The organism is Roseovarius mucosus, assembly GCF_002080415.1.
Taxonomy (GTDB): Bacteria; Pseudomonadota; Alphaproteobacteria; order Rhodobacterales; family Rhodobacteraceae; genus Roseovarius; species Roseovarius mucosus_A.
This window is the reverse complement of sequence record NZ_CP020474.1, coordinates 1,859,453-1,875,582: the sequence shown is the minus strand read 5'-3', so window position 1 is coordinate 1,875,582 and position 16,130 is coordinate 1,859,453. Positions and strand designations below refer to the sequence as shown.

The 16,130-nt window shown below is 60.8% G+C and carries 13 protein-coding genes; 5 read left to right on the top strand and 8 right to left on the bottom strand.

Features of this window, described 5'->3' with window-relative positions; all coding sequences use genetic code 11:
• Nucleotides 1-110: 110 nt before the first annotated feature.
• The 3 genes from ROSMUCSMR3_RS09015 to ROSMUCSMR3_RS09005 are packed head-to-tail and all read left to right on the top strand — an operon-like array spanning nucleotide 111 to nucleotide 3,541.
• A complete protein-coding gene (locus tag ROSMUCSMR3_RS09015) occupies nucleotides 111-1,415 on the top strand; it encodes a glycosyltransferase family 2 protein (protein ID WP_237183568.1) in 1,305 nt (434 codons plus the stop codon).
• Complete coding sequence (locus tag ROSMUCSMR3_RS09010) at nucleotides 1,412-1,627, top strand: hypothetical protein (RefSeq protein WP_081507116.1); 216 nt, start codon at nucleotides 1,412-1,414, stop codon at nucleotides 1,625-1,627. Before ROSMUCSMR3_RS09015 ends, ROSMUCSMR3_RS09010 begins: the two co-directional genes overlap by 4 nt.
• Nucleotides 1,628-1,630: 3 nt before the next feature.
• The gene (locus tag ROSMUCSMR3_RS09005) at nucleotides 1,631-3,541 is read left to right on the top strand and encodes a glycosyltransferase family A protein (RefSeq protein WP_081507115.1); all 1,911 of its coding nucleotides are present in this window, start codon (nucleotides 1,631-1,633) and stop codon (nucleotides 3,539-3,541) included.
• A 21-nt stretch (nucleotides 3,542-3,562) separates the two neighbouring features.
• On the opposite strand, the gene ROSMUCSMR3_RS09000 is transcribed toward ROSMUCSMR3_RS09005, so the two are convergent.
• From ROSMUCSMR3_RS09000 to ROSMUCSMR3_RS08965, 8 genes are all read right to left on the bottom strand, one after another.
• Entirely contained in the window at nucleotides 3,563-6,067 is a 2,505-nt protein-coding gene (locus ROSMUCSMR3_RS09000; RefSeq protein WP_081507114.1) for a calcium-binding protein, read from the bottom strand.
• Nucleotides 6,068-6,224: 157 nt separating this feature from the next.
• A complete protein-coding gene (locus tag ROSMUCSMR3_RS08995) occupies nucleotides 6,225-9,176 on the bottom strand; it encodes a choice-of-anchor L domain-containing protein (protein WP_081507113.1) in 2,952 nt (983 codons plus the stop codon).
• Between the two features lie 196 nt (nucleotides 9,177-9,372).
• Nucleotides 9,373-9,735 carry a hypothetical protein gene (locus ROSMUCSMR3_RS08990; RefSeq protein ID WP_081507112.1) on the bottom strand — a complete coding sequence of 121 codons (363 nt, stop codon included), beginning with the start codon at nucleotides 9,733-9,735 and terminating at the stop codon, nucleotides 9,373-9,375.
• Nucleotides 9,725-10,042 carry a hypothetical protein gene (locus ROSMUCSMR3_RS08985; RefSeq protein WP_081507111.1) on the bottom strand — a complete coding sequence of 106 codons (318 nt, stop codon included), beginning with the start codon at nucleotides 10,040-10,042 and terminating at the stop codon, nucleotides 9,725-9,727. Before ROSMUCSMR3_RS08985 ends, ROSMUCSMR3_RS08990 begins: the two co-directional genes overlap by 11 nt.
• A gap of 11 nt (nucleotides 10,043-10,053) precedes the next feature.
• Nucleotides 10,054-11,118 carry a DUF2793 domain-containing protein gene (locus ROSMUCSMR3_RS08980; RefSeq protein WP_081507110.1) on the bottom strand — a complete coding sequence of 355 codons (1,065 nt, stop codon included), beginning with the start codon at nucleotides 11,116-11,118 and terminating at the stop codon, nucleotides 10,054-10,056.
• A 285-nt stretch (nucleotides 11,119-11,403) separates the two neighbouring features.
• Nucleotides 11,404-12,018, bottom strand: coding sequence for an SCO family protein (locus ROSMUCSMR3_RS08975; protein WP_081507109.1), 615 nt, complete (start codon nucleotides 12,016-12,018; stop codon nucleotides 11,404-11,406).
• A complete protein-coding gene (locus tag ROSMUCSMR3_RS08970) occupies nucleotides 12,015-12,587 on the bottom strand; it encodes a hypothetical protein (protein ID WP_081507108.1) in 573 nt (190 codons plus the stop codon). The genes ROSMUCSMR3_RS08975 and ROSMUCSMR3_RS08970 overlap by 4 nt, the downstream gene beginning before the upstream one ends.
• Nucleotides 12,588-12,598: 11 nt before the next feature.
• Nucleotides 12,599-13,051, bottom strand: a complete 453-nt coding sequence (locus tag ROSMUCSMR3_RS08965) for a hypothetical protein (RefSeq protein WP_008281364.1) — start codon at nucleotides 13,049-13,051, stop codon at nucleotides 12,599-12,601.
• Between the two features lie 368 nt (nucleotides 13,052-13,419).
• Here ROSMUCSMR3_RS08965 and ROSMUCSMR3_RS08960 point away from each other — a divergent pair, with 368 nt between their 5' ends.
• Nucleotides 13,420-13,788 (top strand): hypothetical protein, encoded by a 369-nt coding sequence (locus ROSMUCSMR3_RS08960; RefSeq protein WP_081507107.1) that lies wholly within the window; start codon nucleotides 13,420-13,422, stop codon nucleotides 13,786-13,788.
• Nucleotides 13,785-14,564, top strand: a complete 780-nt coding sequence (locus ROSMUCSMR3_RS08955; protein ID WP_081507106.1) for an aspartate dehydrogenase — start codon at nucleotides 13,785-13,787, stop codon at nucleotides 14,562-14,564. Before ROSMUCSMR3_RS08960 ends, ROSMUCSMR3_RS08955 begins: the two co-directional genes overlap by 4 nt.
• The last annotated feature ends 1,566 nt before the right edge of the window (nucleotides 14,565-16,130 follow it).

Below are 16,130 nucleotides of genomic sequence, written 5' to 3'. Positions count from 1 at the left end.
CAGCGCAGGAAGGGGCGCATTAAACCTTGGACAGGATTGCGCCCGCTTTGGGCCGTGGTCCTGACCCGCAATCCCCGGACTGATGTCCGACCGGAAAGAAGGCTTGTGTCATGCCCCTGCCGCCCCCTGACATGCCAGAGATGTTGGCGGACCTCAGCCGGTTTCTGGAGCGGCCCCAGACCGATGAGACCGGGGCAGCTTCGGTAGCACTTGGGCCGCAGCTTCAGGCAGCGCAGGCGTGGGTGCAGGCGCAGGAGGGGGCAACACCCCTAGCGGATTTTCTGGGGGCGCTGCTGATGCGCATGGCGCAGGATGGGTTGAAAGGCCGGATTGCGGCGCAGGCCGCGCAATTCGAGCTATTGACCCTGCGCGCGGCGCAAAAAGCGGAAGAGGCCGACAGGCTGTCGGGCAGGGCGCGGGCGCTGGGCCTGCTTTTGGCGCAGGTGCTGCCTGATCTGCCGGAGGCGCAGCGCGCCATGCTTTTTTCGCCGGAGGAGTATCTGGCGAGTAATCCGGATGTGGCCTTGGCCGGGGTTGATCCGCTGGCGCATTACCTCTCAAGCGGGGCGGCGGAGGGGCGCGCGCCGCGATGGTTGGATCAAGGGGGGGAAACTCTTGGGGCGCTGATCGAGACCTGCCCCGCGCCCCGGTCTTGTCGCGACCTGCAAGAGGCGCTGCGCGCCGAGGCGCTGGCGCTTTTGGGGCAGCAGAGACCGGAGGTTAGCGTGATCCTGCCAACTTGGAACCGAGCGCATACGGTTGTGACGGCGGTGGCATCCGCCCTCTTGCAATCCTATGCGCCCAAAGAGGTGATCGTGATCGACGACGGCAGCCGCGATGCCACGTTGGAGCTGTTGCAGCAGCGGTTTCCCGAGCCTGTGGCGGCGGGGCGGCTTGTCCTGCTTGGGCAGGAGAATGCGGGGGTGTCGGCGGCGCGCAATGCTGGGCTGGCGCGGGCGCAGGGCGACGTGATCGCCTATCTCGACAGTGACAATTACTGGGAGGCGGATCACCTGCTCTATGCGGTGGGCGGATTGCTGGCGGTGCCGGGGGCGCAGAGTGCCTATACCGCGATTTGTCGGCACAACCTCTCGCAGGGGTGGAGCGATGTGTTGTTTCAGAGTTTTGACCGGCCGGCACTGACCGAAGAGAATTTCATCGACCTCAACAGTTTTGTGCATCGGCGTGGGCTGGTCGAGACGCTGGGTGGGTTTGATACGGCCCTGACGCGGCTGGTGGATTGGGATCTGATCCTGCGGTATACCGCCCTGTCGGACCCGGTCGCGCTGCCGATCATTACCGGGCATCATGTGGTGGACAGTCTTGGCCTTGATAACATCTCGACACGGGAGGCGTTGGGGCCGAACCTTGCCCATATTCGCGCCAAGCAGGGCAGTATTCCGGAGGGGCCATGACCGATCCAGAGGATGATATTGCGCGGGGCATGGCCGCGTTGCGCGCCCAGAACCGGCTGTTGCTGGAACAGGTCGAGGCGCTGCGTGGAACGCTGGCCGCGCGCGAGGATGAGATCACGCGGCTGAGTGCGCGGCTTTTGGAGTTGGAGGCGCTTCGTGCTTCCCCCGAGCCCTCTGGTCTTTTGGCGCGGCTACACGCGCGGCGGCGCTGATCCATGCGGCCCGATGTTGATCCCGAAGCGGTCGCGCGGTTGCGCCGGTCGGCATGGTTTGATGCGGGTTGGTATGGGCGGGTCTATCCGGATGTCGCGCGTCTGCCGCTTGATCCCGCCACGCATTATGCATGGATCGGTGCCTTTTTGGCGCGTGATCCGGGGCCGCAGTTCGCGGCGCGTGCCTATCTTGCGGCCAATCCCGATGTCGCGGCGGCGGGGCTTGATCCGTTCACGCATTTTCTGACCACTGGGCAGGCTGAAGGGCGCAAGGCACATCTCGGTGCGGGGCCTGCGCGCGTGCCCGCACCCCTGCGGCGGCTCAAGCATTTGCGCGATTTGCTGGAAACCGGCGGGCTTGAGGCTGGGCCACGGGCGGCGCTGGAGGACATGGCCAAGGGGCAGATGGGGCCGGAGGCCGCTGCTGGGGCGGCAGAGGCGCTGGGCCTGATGGCCTTGCAGCGTGGAGAGAGCGCGGAGGCGCGTGCCTGGCTGGCACGTCGCCAAGAGATTTCCGGCGCGGCGCTGGCGCGGCTGGCCCCGGTGATGGCGATTGCGGCGGCGCGAGATGGGGATCGCGCGGCGGCAGAGGCCATAGCAGAGGATGCGCCGAAATCCCCGGCTCTGCATCTCGCGCGGATCTGGTGGGCGGGGTCCGAGGCCGAGGCGCTGGCCTGTCTCAATGCGGCGCTGGATTTGGCCGGTCATGCGCCGGTGGCCTTGGCAGAGGGTGCGGCGGCGCTGCTTGACCGGCTGATCCCAGCGACACCGGGCGCTGCGGGGGCAGAGGAGGGGCCGCTTGTCAGCGTGCTGATGGCGGCACATGACAGTGCGGCGACGATTGAAACGGCGCTGCGGGCGATGCAGGCGCAAAGTTGGCGGGCATTCGAGCTGTTGGTGATCGACGATGCCAGCAGCGATGATACGGCGGCGATTGTGGCGGCCTATGCGGCGCGTGATCCGCGCATCCGCCTGATCCGGTTGGACCAGAACCGGGGCGCTTATGGTGCGCGCAATGCCGGGTTGGCCGAGGCGCGGGGGCGGTTTCTGACGTTGCACGATGCTGATGACTGGTCGCATCCTGACCGGCTGCGCTGTCAGGTGGAATTCCTGCTCGGCAATCCCGGATTTGTCGGCTGTCTGAGCCAGCAGGCGCGGTCCATGCCCGATTTGCGCCCCTGTCGCTGGACCGGCACAGGCGCCCTGATTTTCGAGAATATGACCTCGCTGATGCTGCCCACCGATCTGGTGCGCGATTGTCTGGGGGGATGGGACGCGGTGCGCGTGTCCGCCGATAGTGAATTGCTGCGCCGGGTGCGGCATCTTTTTGGCGCGCGCGCGGTTGCCTCGCCCGACACCGGCCCGCTGGCCCTGCAACGGGCCAGCGAGGGCAGCGCGACGGGGGATGGGGCAACCGGCATGGATTGGTTCTATTACGGGGCGCGGCGCGAGTATTATGAGGCGCAGATGCACCACCATGCGCGTGCCCCGCATCTGTGGTATCGGCCCGGTGGCGCGCGCCCCTTTCCCGCGCCTGCCCGGCTGTGCACCGGGAGGGCAGAGGTTGAATGTGACCGGGTGTATGCGGGGCTGATGACGGTGCGGGATGCCGGGGTGGAGACGCTGCTTGGTTGGTTGGCCGAGGATCGCGCGGCGGGGCGCAGCGCGGGTCTGGTGCCGCTTTATGATCTGTCGATGCCGGAGGAGGCGGGGCTATTGCTGCATCCTGCCCTGCGTGATCTGGTGGACGGAGAGGCGGTACGGGTGCTTTGCCATGGTGAGGTGGTGCGCTCTGCCCGGTACTGTCGCCTGCCCGGACAGGCCGTGACCGAGCCGCATCGCTATCTGCCGGTTGTATGGGAAGACGGACAAAAAATGCTGGCACCCGGAGAGGTGCCAGCAGAGACAGTGTAGGGGCGCTGACCAGACGCCCGATCAGAGGAACTGGAAATCGTCCACTGTGAGTTGCGCGGCTGTGATGCCTTCGACGAGGATGGTGTTGCCATTCACCGTCATCTGCGCGCCGCCCTCGACATCGACGATGTTCATCGCCGCGACGAACCCCGCCAGACCATTGCCGCCATTGGTGATATTGGTCTCGCCGGTATCGGGGTCCACGCGGCGGATGAAGAAGCTATCCAACCCATCTTCGAAATCGGTGATGACATCCGCCTCGCCGTCGAAGAAGGACGAGAAGACGAATTGATCTGCGCCGGTTCCGCCGGTGATCGTGTCATTTCCAGCGCCCGCATTGATCGTGTCATTGCCCGCGCCGCCGTCGATTATATCATTTCGGCCGCCGCCAGCGAGGAAGTCGTTGCCGTCACCGCCCGAGATGCTGTCGTCGCCCTCACCGCCGCCAACGCTGTCATTGCCTGCACCGGCATCAATCGTATCGCGCCCGGTGCCGCCGCCGATGTCATCCGCGCCGCCGTTGCCGAAGATCAGATCGTTGCCAAAGCTGCCCGACATGCTGTCGTTGCCTTCGCCGCCTTCGAGCGTGTCATCGCCAGCGCCGCCTGCGACCACGTCATTGCCGTTGCCACCGGACACGAAATCATTGCCAAAGCCTGCGCCCAGCACATCGTTGCCGCCGTTGCCAAAGATGGTGTCATCGCCAAGGCCGCCACCGATGCTGTCATCGCCCGGCCCGCCAAAGAGCGTGTCATTGCCATCCGAGCCGGAAATGTTGTTGTTGCCGCCCCCGCCCGAGTCGATGTTGTCATTCCCGTCGCCACCCGCGAGCGTGTCATCATTGACCGTACCAATCAGCGAGTCGTCACCATCGGTGCCCACGATCACCTCGCCGGTGATCCCCGTCCCGTTGATCAGATCAGCCGCGCTGATGAGGGTATCGTCGAATTGGAAGAATTCGACCGAGGTGAAGAAATCCGTGCCCTCGCTTGAGATGATCCGGATGCCGCCGTTGATCACGGAGACCTGCGTATCGGCGCGGGCCACGGCGAGCACGGCGGTATCTGTGCCGCCCTCGCCGTCGATCGTGTCATCCCCGAGACCGCCCACAAGACGGTCATCGCCGTCCCGCCCTTGAAGCCGGTTGGCCGTGGCGTCACCGATGAGGATATCGTTGCCGAATGACCCGCGGACATTCTCGAATCCCGAGATTTGATCGCTGAACGTGCCACCGCCCGAGAGCGTGCCCGTCGCGGTGTTGGTCGAAAGATCGACCGTGGCCGAGGTCACCTGACCGACGTCATAGCGCAGCCGGTCAGTGCCGCCGCCGCCCTCAACCGTGTTGTTCCCGCCGCCCCCGTAGCGGAAGGATTCATTCGCGTCGGAGCCAATCATGCGATCGTTTCCGGCAGAGCCGGTGATTTCCCAGACCGTGTTGGTGCCGCCGATCACTTCGGTATTGCCGAAACCGTCATTGGAGATCTGCCGCGTGGCAAGATTGATATCAATGCCATTGCCAGTGCGGAAATCCAGCCGCACAAAGCCCGAGCCATTGATGGTGAAGCTGTCCACGCCTGCACCGGGGCGCAAAGCCATCCATTGGTCGGCACCCGGCGCGACGACAAAGCTGTCGTTGCCGCCGGTCCCTACGATCTGAAGGCCGCCATTGAGATTTCCGGCCAAAAGCGGGAGGTCGACATTGAGCAGCGTGTCGGTGCCATTGGCCCCTTTGTTCACCGTGCCGGTATTCGCCGACCCGTCGATCGTGACCGAGATTGGTGCATTCAGCCCGGCATAGCCCAGCGTGACAAACCCGTTTTCCCCGTCATTGCCCGTAAAGTCGATGGTATCGTTGCCCGTACTCGCCCCAACGAAATCGCCGTTCGGCGTAGAATTGCCTGTAAGGATCAGGTCATTGCCTGCGCCGCCATTGAGTTCATCATCGCCGTCCAACCCGTTCAGCGTATCGTTGCCGGTGCCGCCAAGAAGGGTGTCGTTGCCATTGGTGCCGGTGAACAGCTCGCCATCGGGCAAGAGTTCGCTGGTGGTGTTTTCAAAACTGGTGAGCTGGATGTTCTGGTTCGGGGCAAAGGGGCCAAACGTAACTTGCCCGCCATTCGTGATCGAGGCGTCAAGCGCATTGAAGCCGGCAACCGACGTTGGCAAAATCACCGTGTCATCGCCGCCAATCCGGAAAACATAATCCGTATTTGAGGAGTTATCGAAGAAGGCGATGATGATCGCTGTGCCCTGCGGCGTGGTGATAAAGCCCAAAGAAAGATCGACGGTATCCGCAGCAGGCCCCGTAAGATCAATACCGTCGATCCGTGCGATCGTCACATCGTCTTCATTGTTCAATTCGATCAGCGGCAAAATCTCTTCGGGGTCGGATACCCCCAGACTGCGGTAGTTGAAAACATCGCCGGTGATGGACAGCTCAAGTTCTATGGCCCGGACTTCAATGACGTTGTCGGCGGGCGAGCCATCTCTGCGTACGGCGATGCCGCTGGTTGTAAACAAATTCATTGTGTTTCCTTCTTAGGCTAGTTCCAAAATGCTCCGGGGACTGTAGCAATCACGAACCCGTGTATCCAACGTTTTTCCCAATGTTTCCAATATTGCATCCTAGGGTTGAATAGGTGAGGGGCGCCGATGGCGCCCCTCTCGTTGACTTGATGACTGCTTAAAGGAACGTGAAATCGTCCACGGTGAGCTGCGCGGCGGTGATGCCTTCGACGAGGATCGTGTTGCCATTCACCGTCATCTGCGCGCCGCCCGCCACGTCGACGATATTCATCGCCGTGACGAAACCCGCCAGACCATTGCCGCCGTTGTTGATGTTTTCAACGCCAGTATCGGGATCGAAGCGGCGGATGAAGAAACTGTCCAAACCGTCCTCGAAATCGGTGATCACATCCGCCTCGCCATCGAAGAAGGCGCTGAAGACGAATTGATCGGCCCCGGTTCCACCCGTGATCACATCGTTGCCAGCACCCGCGTTGATCGTGTCATTGCCCGCGCCGCCGTCGATGGTGTCGTTACGCCCACCGCCAGCGAGAAAGTCATTGCCCTCGCCGCCAAGGATGCTGTCGTCGCCTTCACCACCACCAACACTGTCATTGCCCGCACCTGCGTCAATCGTGTCGCGCCCGGTGCCGCCGCCGATGTCATCCGCGCCCTCGCCGCCGTCGATGAGGTCATTGCCAAAGCTGCCCGACATGCTGTCGTTGCCATCGCCGCCCGAGAGCGTGTCATCGCCCGCGCCGCCTGCGACCACGTCATTGCCAGCCCCGCCAGAGACCGAGTCGTCTCCAAACCCGGCCCCGATGATGTCATCGCCCTCACCGCCATCAATGGTATCATTGCCAAGGCCACCGCCGATGTTGTCGTTGCCAAGGCCGCCAAACACGATGTCATTGCCATCGGAGGCGGGAATCGAGTCATTGCCGTCGCCGCCCGTGATGCTGTCATTATCCAGCGTTCCTGGCAGGAACTCGGACCCGGCGGTGCCGTTCACGATGTTGAACTCGGGCTGCGCCCCGGTGCTGCTGATGGTGGTATTGCCGCCCGAGTTCTCGACATTGAAGGTGGCATTGCTGAAATCGCCCTCGAGCGTGATGGTCGTATCGGCCACCCCGTCGCCATCGGTGTCGACGTCCAGAATGGCAGAGCCAAGGGTCACGACGATGTCATCGAGTCCGAACACGCTTCCGAGGATTTCCAGAAGGTCGTCATCCTGCCAGTCGTCGATAATGTCGCCATCAAGTTGTTGGGCTGTGCCGCTGACCGTGTCTTCGCCACCGCCAAGCATGATGAGTTCCGGCGCGCCGGTCGCGTTGATCTGATCCGACCCTGTCGAGCCGGGGACATTCACAAAGCTGCCACTGGAGTTGAAGTTGGAGGCCTGCATGTTGCCAATGAAAAGGCCGGAATCAAAGACGAAGTCACCGGTATCGGCGATCCCGATCTTGATCTCGTTCAGCCCCGCTTGAACGGGGGCAATCACGGTGATCAGCCGCGAAAATCCGTCATATTCAGTGTCGAACTGCCCGGTAAAGAGGTTTGTGGGGTCGTTGACGCCGTTGTTGTTAAAGAAGTTGCCCGGTGTATTGATGCTCTCTCCGACAATCGAGAGGGGCTGACCGGGGTCATTGTTGAAGAGCGCAAAATTCTGTCCGTTCACGAAAACGGCTGCGATATCGACAAACTGGCTGTTGACGAATTCCGGGAATTCATCCGAGCCAAAGAAGAGGTCGAACGAGACTGCCGGGGCATCGCCGATGTCTGTCGCGTCAAAGGTGAATGTGATGACGGAGGCGTCATTGGTGCGCCCTGCCCCAGAGAAAGCATCGCGCGCGGCCTCGTCGAGATCGGCATCGCCGGGTTCATCGAGGACCTCGGAAAAGGAGGCGGAGGTATTGCCAGAGCCCGGGCCGCTGCCGGTTGTCAGGAACACGCCGCGCTCGAGGTTGACCACGGGAGTTACCGTCTCGAACTGAAAATCGCCGTCCAGATCTTCAAGCCGGTTGATGGCAAAGCCATCGGGCAAGAGCGCGATGCCCTCGATTGCGCCGGTGAACGCGACATTGGTCAGGGTCAGATTGGGGTCAGAGACCAGAACGTCTGCTATCTGATCGAACCCCGACGGCCCGATGATGGGCAGGCCAATGCCTGCGGTGGGTGCGTCGGAGAAGCGCAGAGTGGTCGTGCCCTCTTCAACCGATTGCACGAGGGTCGCGCCGAATTCGAAGGGCGATACAGAGAAGGCCGCGTCTTCTGTGCCGTCGCCATCGGTATCAATCGACACAGTCAGGCTATCTGTGCTGATGCTGACGATGGAGCTGCTTGTAAGCCCGGTGATGCGAATCTCGTCCCCAAAGGCGAGCGTCACGCTATCGCCGTCAAGTTCGGCCGCCGACCCTTGGATCACATCCAGCCCAAAGCCGCCGTCAAGGATATCAGCCCCTAGCCCACCATTCAAAAGATCATTGCCGTCATTGCCAAACAGGCTGTCGTTGCCGCCATCGCCAAGCAGGGTGTCCTGCCCCTCTTGCCCGTTGATGAAATCGTCGCCATCGAGGCCCGAAATCGCATCATCCGTGCCAAAGCCGATCAGCGTATCGTTGCCATTGGTGGCCGGAAACAGCTCGACCTCGGCGGTTGCAACGCCGGAAATCGCATTGGGTGAGAAGGCAACACCGGGAGAGAAGGGGCCGCCGGGCGGAATATCAGCAAACCCGGCGGCCGCCACGACCGCTGCAAGTTCCGTCTCGGTGGGAACGGGGCCTGCAAAGAGCGGCACGCTATCCAGTTGGAACAGGAAGGTTTCGCCGGACAGGTCATTGGTGAAGCCGATGAACTGCGCCATCGCGCCATCAAAGGAGACCTCGGCCATAATCGTCTCGAACTGGCTCTCGAAAAAGTCGGGATCAAGATCCTCTAAGCGCGTCTCGAAGAGGTCGCCTTGTGTCACAACAAGATCGCCCTCAGGCTCTGTTGGATCAACGGTGGTCGACGTATAGGTGAATTCCAGATCATCACTTCCCAGCAACTCCAGTGTCGCTGGTTGAAGGCCAACGATACTGTCCCCGGCCGTAATGAACTGAAACCCCGTTAAGGTGAAAAGCGTTGCCATGTCTAAGCCCCCAAGACTATGGAAATAAAGATTAAAAAGTGGGCTTTCGGATGGACATCACAAAAACGTGAACCGATTCCCACAGCCAGAGTTTAGACGGGAAGACGTGATTTTCAATGTTATACGCCGGGTTTGTTGCCGCGAGAGGGGGCGCGCAGCAACAGGCCGGTGTTGAACAGCCATCTTGGCGGGTGGCTCAGAACCTTGCGGCGAGGTCTGCGACGCCCTTGGGCAGGTCGGGCCAGACCGGGCCTTCGCCGCTTTCAATCGCGCGGCGGCATTCGGTCTGCATCGCCGCGACCCATGCTTTCCAGCCCTGCGCCAGCGTCAGATCGCCGTCACGCAAGCCAGAGGCGGCAAGGGCAACGGTACGCGGTGCACCGTCCAGCACGGCGGCGGTGAACACGATCCCGGCTTGGGCGATGTTCATCTGCGTGGCCTCGGAGCCGACGGCAAGGATGCGCGTGCGGCAGTCGGTCTTGATCGACGTGGCGCGCGCCAAAGCGGCGGCTTGGGCCTTGGCCTCGGCGGTGACGGCTTGGGCGAAATCAATCTGCATCGGGGATCTCCAACTCATAGGGCGGCAGGGCCACGGGGCCGTTGCCCGTAAGGGTGAGGGGCGCGGGAAAGAGCGTTTCTTGCGGCGCGTTGGCCCCGTGCGGCAGTACGAGCGTGAGGCGCAGCGTGCCGCCCACACGCTCGACCGGGCCTGCGAACCAGTCGCTTGCGATGGCTTCGGGGGGCAGGGTTGCGCCCTCGGGCAGTGGCGAGAAATCGAACACCTCGCCATTGAGCGTGAGGGTGTCGCCAGCGCGGCTTAGCATAAGGGGCGTGTCGCGGCGGGTGGGGGATAGGGTGATTTGCATGCGTGTCTCCTTTAGGACCAGCGGCCAAGGGCAAACAACCGTGTTGAAACCGATGATCGAATGCCCCCAACTGTCCAGGTGTTGAACGTCAGGGAGGCGTTGCTCACCCCGATCGTGGTTGGGTTTCCGAACCGCGGTGCGCCTATGGTTGGGGTGATTGCAAGGCCATCGACCCCGGCGAAGACCGCCGGATAGGTCCAGACCGTTTCCGCGGCACCGTCTGATGTGAGAGTGCCAGTGCAAATCTGTGTGCCATCCGCAAATCGAATATACCGCCCGTTGGCGTTGCTGCCGCGCTCGATCACAGCCCCTGTCGGCAAGGTGCCAGACATCGACACGGTGCCAAGGATATTCGCCTTGCGATAGACATCCGCGCCGAGTGCCGCCCCTTGGGCCCCAACGGTCAAAACCCGCCCCGGCGTGGCATCATTGGCCGAGGTTTGCACCGCAGCGCCGCTGAGACGCCCGGTCTGGGCATTGACGCGCAGCGCCTCGGTCCAGTTGACGCCATCGGCGGTGACTTTGATGGAAAAATCATCCTGCCCGGCGATGCCCATTTCCGCGCGCCCGGCAAAGCCGGTTTGAAACAAGAGGCTTGCGGTGGCACCCGCTTCGGCCTTGTTGATCTTGAGCTGATGCCCTGCGCCTGCATGGGTGAGCAAGGTCGCCTCTGCCGCCACGCTCAGACGGTTGAGCGCATCGGCATCGGTGGCGATGCCAAGCCTCTCAAGCCGCTCTGGAATGCTGCGCCACGTGCCATCCCGATAGAGGCGCAGATCACCAGTTCCGCGCGCGGTTGCGATCCAGCCTTCTTGCGGCGCAACAAAGCCCCAGGCTTCGCCGAGAAAGACGGCGATTTGGCCATCCTGCCCGGCCCAGGCCCCCATCGCCCCTTGGCCAAGGGCATAGCGCGCGCCGGTCTCGGGGGCGGCGGGCGGTTCGGTGGCGTCGAACCCGTCCAGCGCCATCTGGACCAGAAGATCCAGCCGCTGCACAGCCTCATTATAGGTCACATGCTTTTGCGCCTGTGACGGGGCGATAAATGGCAGGTCTAGGCGGGCTGATACATCCGACATCGGTCTCTCCAGAACGGTTGCGCAGACGAGAGACTCGGGAAACGGGATTACCAACCCCTTAACAAATGGGGCGATGGTGGACTATCTATCTGATTATAAGTTAAAAAATGTCCGGCTGGACGGCCGTAGCATTGCCGCAACCAGCACCGATCAGATGGCAAGACCGCACCTGCGGCACACCAATGAGGTCGGCGTTGGCAGCGGCAACGTCGAGATGAGCCCCTCACCGATTTTGCCCAAGAGCGCCCCGGAGAGTGCGTGGGCCTTTTATGCTTTGAACAGGCTTCAGCTTCCGGCGTATTTCATCACGATGTCTGCGAACTGCTCTGCTGGCAGAACCGGCGGAATGAGGGTCAATACCTTTCCGTCCGCGTCGAGCAGAAAGATATGGCTGCTATGGGCATAGATGGGCCCATATTCTGGATGATCCATGACCTTTTCAAAGGTGATCTGAAACGCACGATAGGCCTTGCTCAACGCCTCGGGATTGCCGGTCAGGCCAATAAGATCCGTCGAGATTTCAGCCAAGGCGGGCCCGATCGTCTTGGGTGTGTCCAGCTCCGGGTCTATGGTGATCATGATCGGGCTGACTGGAATGCCACGCTGTTTCACAAGCTCTGCCGCATCCACCATCATTGGCAGGGCCGCACTGCAGATGCCGGGGCAATTGGCATAGCCGAAGAATACAAGCTGCATCCGACCGTCCGGATCAGTCTGGGTGCGGGTTTTGCCGGTATGGTCGACAAGCTCGAACGCGCCGCCCAGTTTCCATGGCAGTGCCGTCACTGGATCCGATGGCGCAAGGACGGGCGGCGCTGCGTGCTTTTCCGGGCCATGCGCCAATGCGCCAGATGCGAAACCGCTACATGCCACGGCCAGCAGCAGAGTTCGGAGTTTCATTCAAACAATTCCTTGATGAATTGCTGTTCTTCTTCAACGCCGATGCCGGTGTAGCCATGTGCGGCAATCTCTGCGTTGACGCGCGGATCGCGGCGGAACCATGGCCCCTTGCCATCCGCTTCGGGGTGGTTTTCTGCCCATACGTCCGTCCAGCGGTTGGCGGCGGTCCATTCGGCATCGCCCAGAGCGCGGATCTTTTGCACCAGATAGATGTTCGTCGCCTTAAGATCGGGATCTTCGATCAACAGGCCGTCAACCTCGACCTGCTTGCCACAGAATGGCAATATGTCAACCGCCGCCCCTGAGAACGCAGCCTGCGCGTTCTTGTTGGGATAGACCAGAACGTTGTCGGCGTTGCGCAGCAAACCCAGTTGGCGTACCCCGCCACCGCAATCTGTCGGGCAATCGCCGGTCAGTTCGCACAGAATATCCACCACCTTGGCCTCAAACCGCGCGGGTTGCTCGGCATAGAGGTTCCATGTTTTCGCCTCGGACCCTTGGGAGAAATCCTGCGCGCCAGCAGGAAGTGCCATGCCGGTGAACGCGAGCATCATCAGAACATGTTTCATTGTGCGTCCCCTCACTGAGCTGGCTTTGGAATGGCGAACGGCGGAACTACCCCGTAATCCTCGTGGTTGAGTTTCGTGATCCCGTGATCGGTGACCACTTCCTCTACCACCAGATAATTCAGCCCGTCGCGATGATAGAGCAGGCCATCCGCCGTAATCTCGTGGCTGGCAAGGCGCAGCTGCGTATCGCCCCCGGCAGAGCCGTCGTCGCCCGCGATCTTGAGCACCATGTAGACCTGACCGTCATCGCCCAGCAGGCCCACAGGGATGCCCCCAGCCGAACACCAGAGCGCACAGGTGTGATGCGCCGAGCCGGTCACCGCGTCCGGGCCGCCCATCACGCCAGAGTAATAGCACCAGGTATCAATGATCTCGCCCCGGACCTGAACGCGTTCACCCTCGGCCGCAAGAGCGGCCAGAGGCATAGGCAGCATCATTGCCGCCAAAAATAGTTGCTTGCGCATGGTTCTACCTCTCAGGCTACGCAGTCTTGTCTGCGAAGCTAACCACTCATTGCTTGCAACAGCCAAATAAAGTTTCTGTCAGGTTTGGTGAGGAATGGCCCAAGCGAGCCAGTCCGCGCCGACGGAAACGTCGAATATCTCGCGCCAACCGGGGGGCTGTGTATGATGTGACGCGGTCAAGCCGGGTGGTTCTGGACGCCAGCATATCGCGCGGCTGCTGGCGGGGATGTCATGGAAAGGTATATATTTTATCTGGAGTGCCAGTCTTGGAAACATTCGACCCGCCCAAGCAGATCCCAGTCAGTTTAGCCGTGTGATCGGCCGCCTGTTTTGGAAGCGGAATTTCAAATTTCGTTAGTCTATATGTCATGACATTCGATTTGGCGGCTTGGCCGGTGGCGGGCCTGCAAACTGCGCATAGGATGCCGTTGAGCGAGATATGCTGTGAAAATGGCCGCCCCATTAGGGTTTTCTTTGCGGGAGGGCGGGGCGCGTTTTTGTCGATGACGCGGGCCTTCGTGCCGGTGTTCTTCTTTCCCTTCATTTCGCTAAAGACATATGGCGGCGAGGATGGTTTGATCGTGTGGCGCACCAAAGGCCAGCAAAGGCTGAACATGAAGGATCAAGCGACGTTGCATTGGGTGGTTTTGGACATTGCCGGTATCCGCCAGAATGAGCGCCGGATGACTGCGACAGCGCCCCTGTGCCATCGACCGAGCGAGGGGTTTATTCGATGAGGCTGGTTCTGGTTGGTTGGGGGGCCATTGGATCGGAAGTTGCGCGCCTTTTGAAGGCGCGCGCTGCGCCGGTCGATCTGGTTGGGGTTGCTGTGCGTGATACTGCGCGTGACATTGGCGTACCGCTGATTGATGACCCCGCCGCGCTGGCCGCGCTGAGACCCGATCTGGTGGTTGAGGCGGCGGGCCGGGCGGCGGTGATGCCATGGGGCCTTGCATCCTTGAGTGCGGGGGCCGATTTCGTGGCGGCCTCAACCTCGGCCTTTGCCGATGAGGGAACGCTTGAGGCACTTTTGGACGTTGCGCGGCGCAACAGGCGGCAGGTGCTGATTCCGCCGGGGGCGCTGGGTGGCATTGACGCGCTGGCGGCGGCGGCGCGGTTGCCGCTGGCGTCAGTGGTTCACGAGATTGTCAAACCTGCCCCTGCCTGGCGAGGGACCGAGGCGGAACGCCTGTGTGACCTGTCTGGCCTGACCGCGCAGCACTGCTTTTTCGATGGCACAGCCCGTGAGGCGGCGCGGCGCTTTCCGCAAAATGCCAATGTGGCGCTGATCACTGCGCTGGCGGGGTTAGGCCCCGACCAAACCCGGCTTCGCCTGATCGCCGATCCCGATGCCACGGGCAACCGTCATCGCGTGACAGCACAGGGCGACTTTGGGCGGATGGAGATTGTGCTGGATAACCTGCCCCTTGCCAGCAATCCGAAATCGTCAGCGTTGACGGCGCTATCGCTGGTGCGGTTGATCGAGAACCGGGCCGGACCGCTGGTGATCTGATGCCGCGAGCGGCTGTGCAAAACTCGGCCATGCTTGCAGCGCGATCAGCCTGCGGCGGGTGGCGTAATGGTCGCCCAGCTTGACCCTTTGGGGGGCAGGGGGGCGTGGATGTGTATCGGGCGGTTGGCCGCACCTTGCGATCCTATGCCAAGAATGGCTTTTTCATGCTTGATGCTCTGGCGCGATAGGGGGGCGAATAGATATGACCCAGCCGGACAGCAATTCGTGTAAATCATAATGCCAAAACGGTACTTGATCATGCGCCAAACAACCTGGGCGGACGTGTGGATTATTTCGGTTCACTGAACAATCATAGGTAGTTTCTTTACTGACCTGATTAAGTATCTGATTTTTATATGTAAAGCCAAACTTTCAGCATGGCGCGGGCGCAGAGACAGCTCTGGCCTGACAGGTTCTGGGAGAGCTGACGGACCAAAGCACATCTCAGAGGGGTTTCTAATCCATTGAATCAAGGCGTGTTTTGGTGACTGAAAAAGCGATTGACCCGAAACGACAGGGGGGACGCCCCATCGGGTTCTCAGAAAAGATTTTCAGCCTATGCGGTATTAACAAATTTTTAACTTTCCTTAGAATTGAAAATTCGCAAGTTTCGGGTTTCAGAAAGCATTTTTTGTTTAAAAAACATAACAAATGCAAGTTTCATTCTTGTTTGCTGGGGCGCGAAATGGTTACGTTCGAGTGTAGTGAGCTATCTTTCGATCTTAACGAGTATCTTTCGTAGCGTTGAGCAATGTTCGAGTGTGAGTGACCGACTGTTTCAATCTCAAGATATGGATTTTCATCACTGTCCTAGAATTCATCAGCACCAAAACAAAACACTACAGAATTACACGGTAATAACCCGCATTTTCAGGTGCTTAGGCACTTTATGCGGATGGAAGACTGCGGCCGGAGTTCAGTCTGAACTTGGCGTCAGGTGGGGAGGCACGACATTACTAGCTATCGATCAATGGCCCAAGGTTCAGGGCTATCTTCCGTAAGACCCAAGCTGCATGTGAATTTGTGCAGAGGGTTACGCGGTAGCCCGGGAGCAGCAGATGCCACTGGCGGGCCGAATTCGGTCCATGCCTTGGCATTATACAGTGACCCCAGCTCAGGCGCGCGCGACGGGCCAAGCCTTAGACATCACGCAGGCAAGACCACGGCAGACCTGTTGCCGGGCTAGTCCGGAAGCAGGCAGTCTAGCGTCCCTTGTCCTTCCATCACGCTTATCCCGGCCCTCCATCATGGTGCCGCCGGACCAGTTCCTTACTGACCGATCAGGAGAATTCCCAATGGCTAACGTTGACGATTGTGCGGGTTTCTTAGGCCAATTGGCAGATGTTGCCATCCGCGCGCGGGCAAAACGCGACCCTCAATAATTTCAAATTTCATGGCGCAAGCGGGGCATCACCCACCGCCTGCGTAAGCACAGATCACGCCGCAGAGCGCGGCATCAAAAAATAAAGCAGGAGCATCACCAATGGCTTTTTCAGTTGAATACGCAACGTCCGCCGGCACCATCAATACGAACGAGCTCGCATTTGAGCTTTTGAATGGCACCAC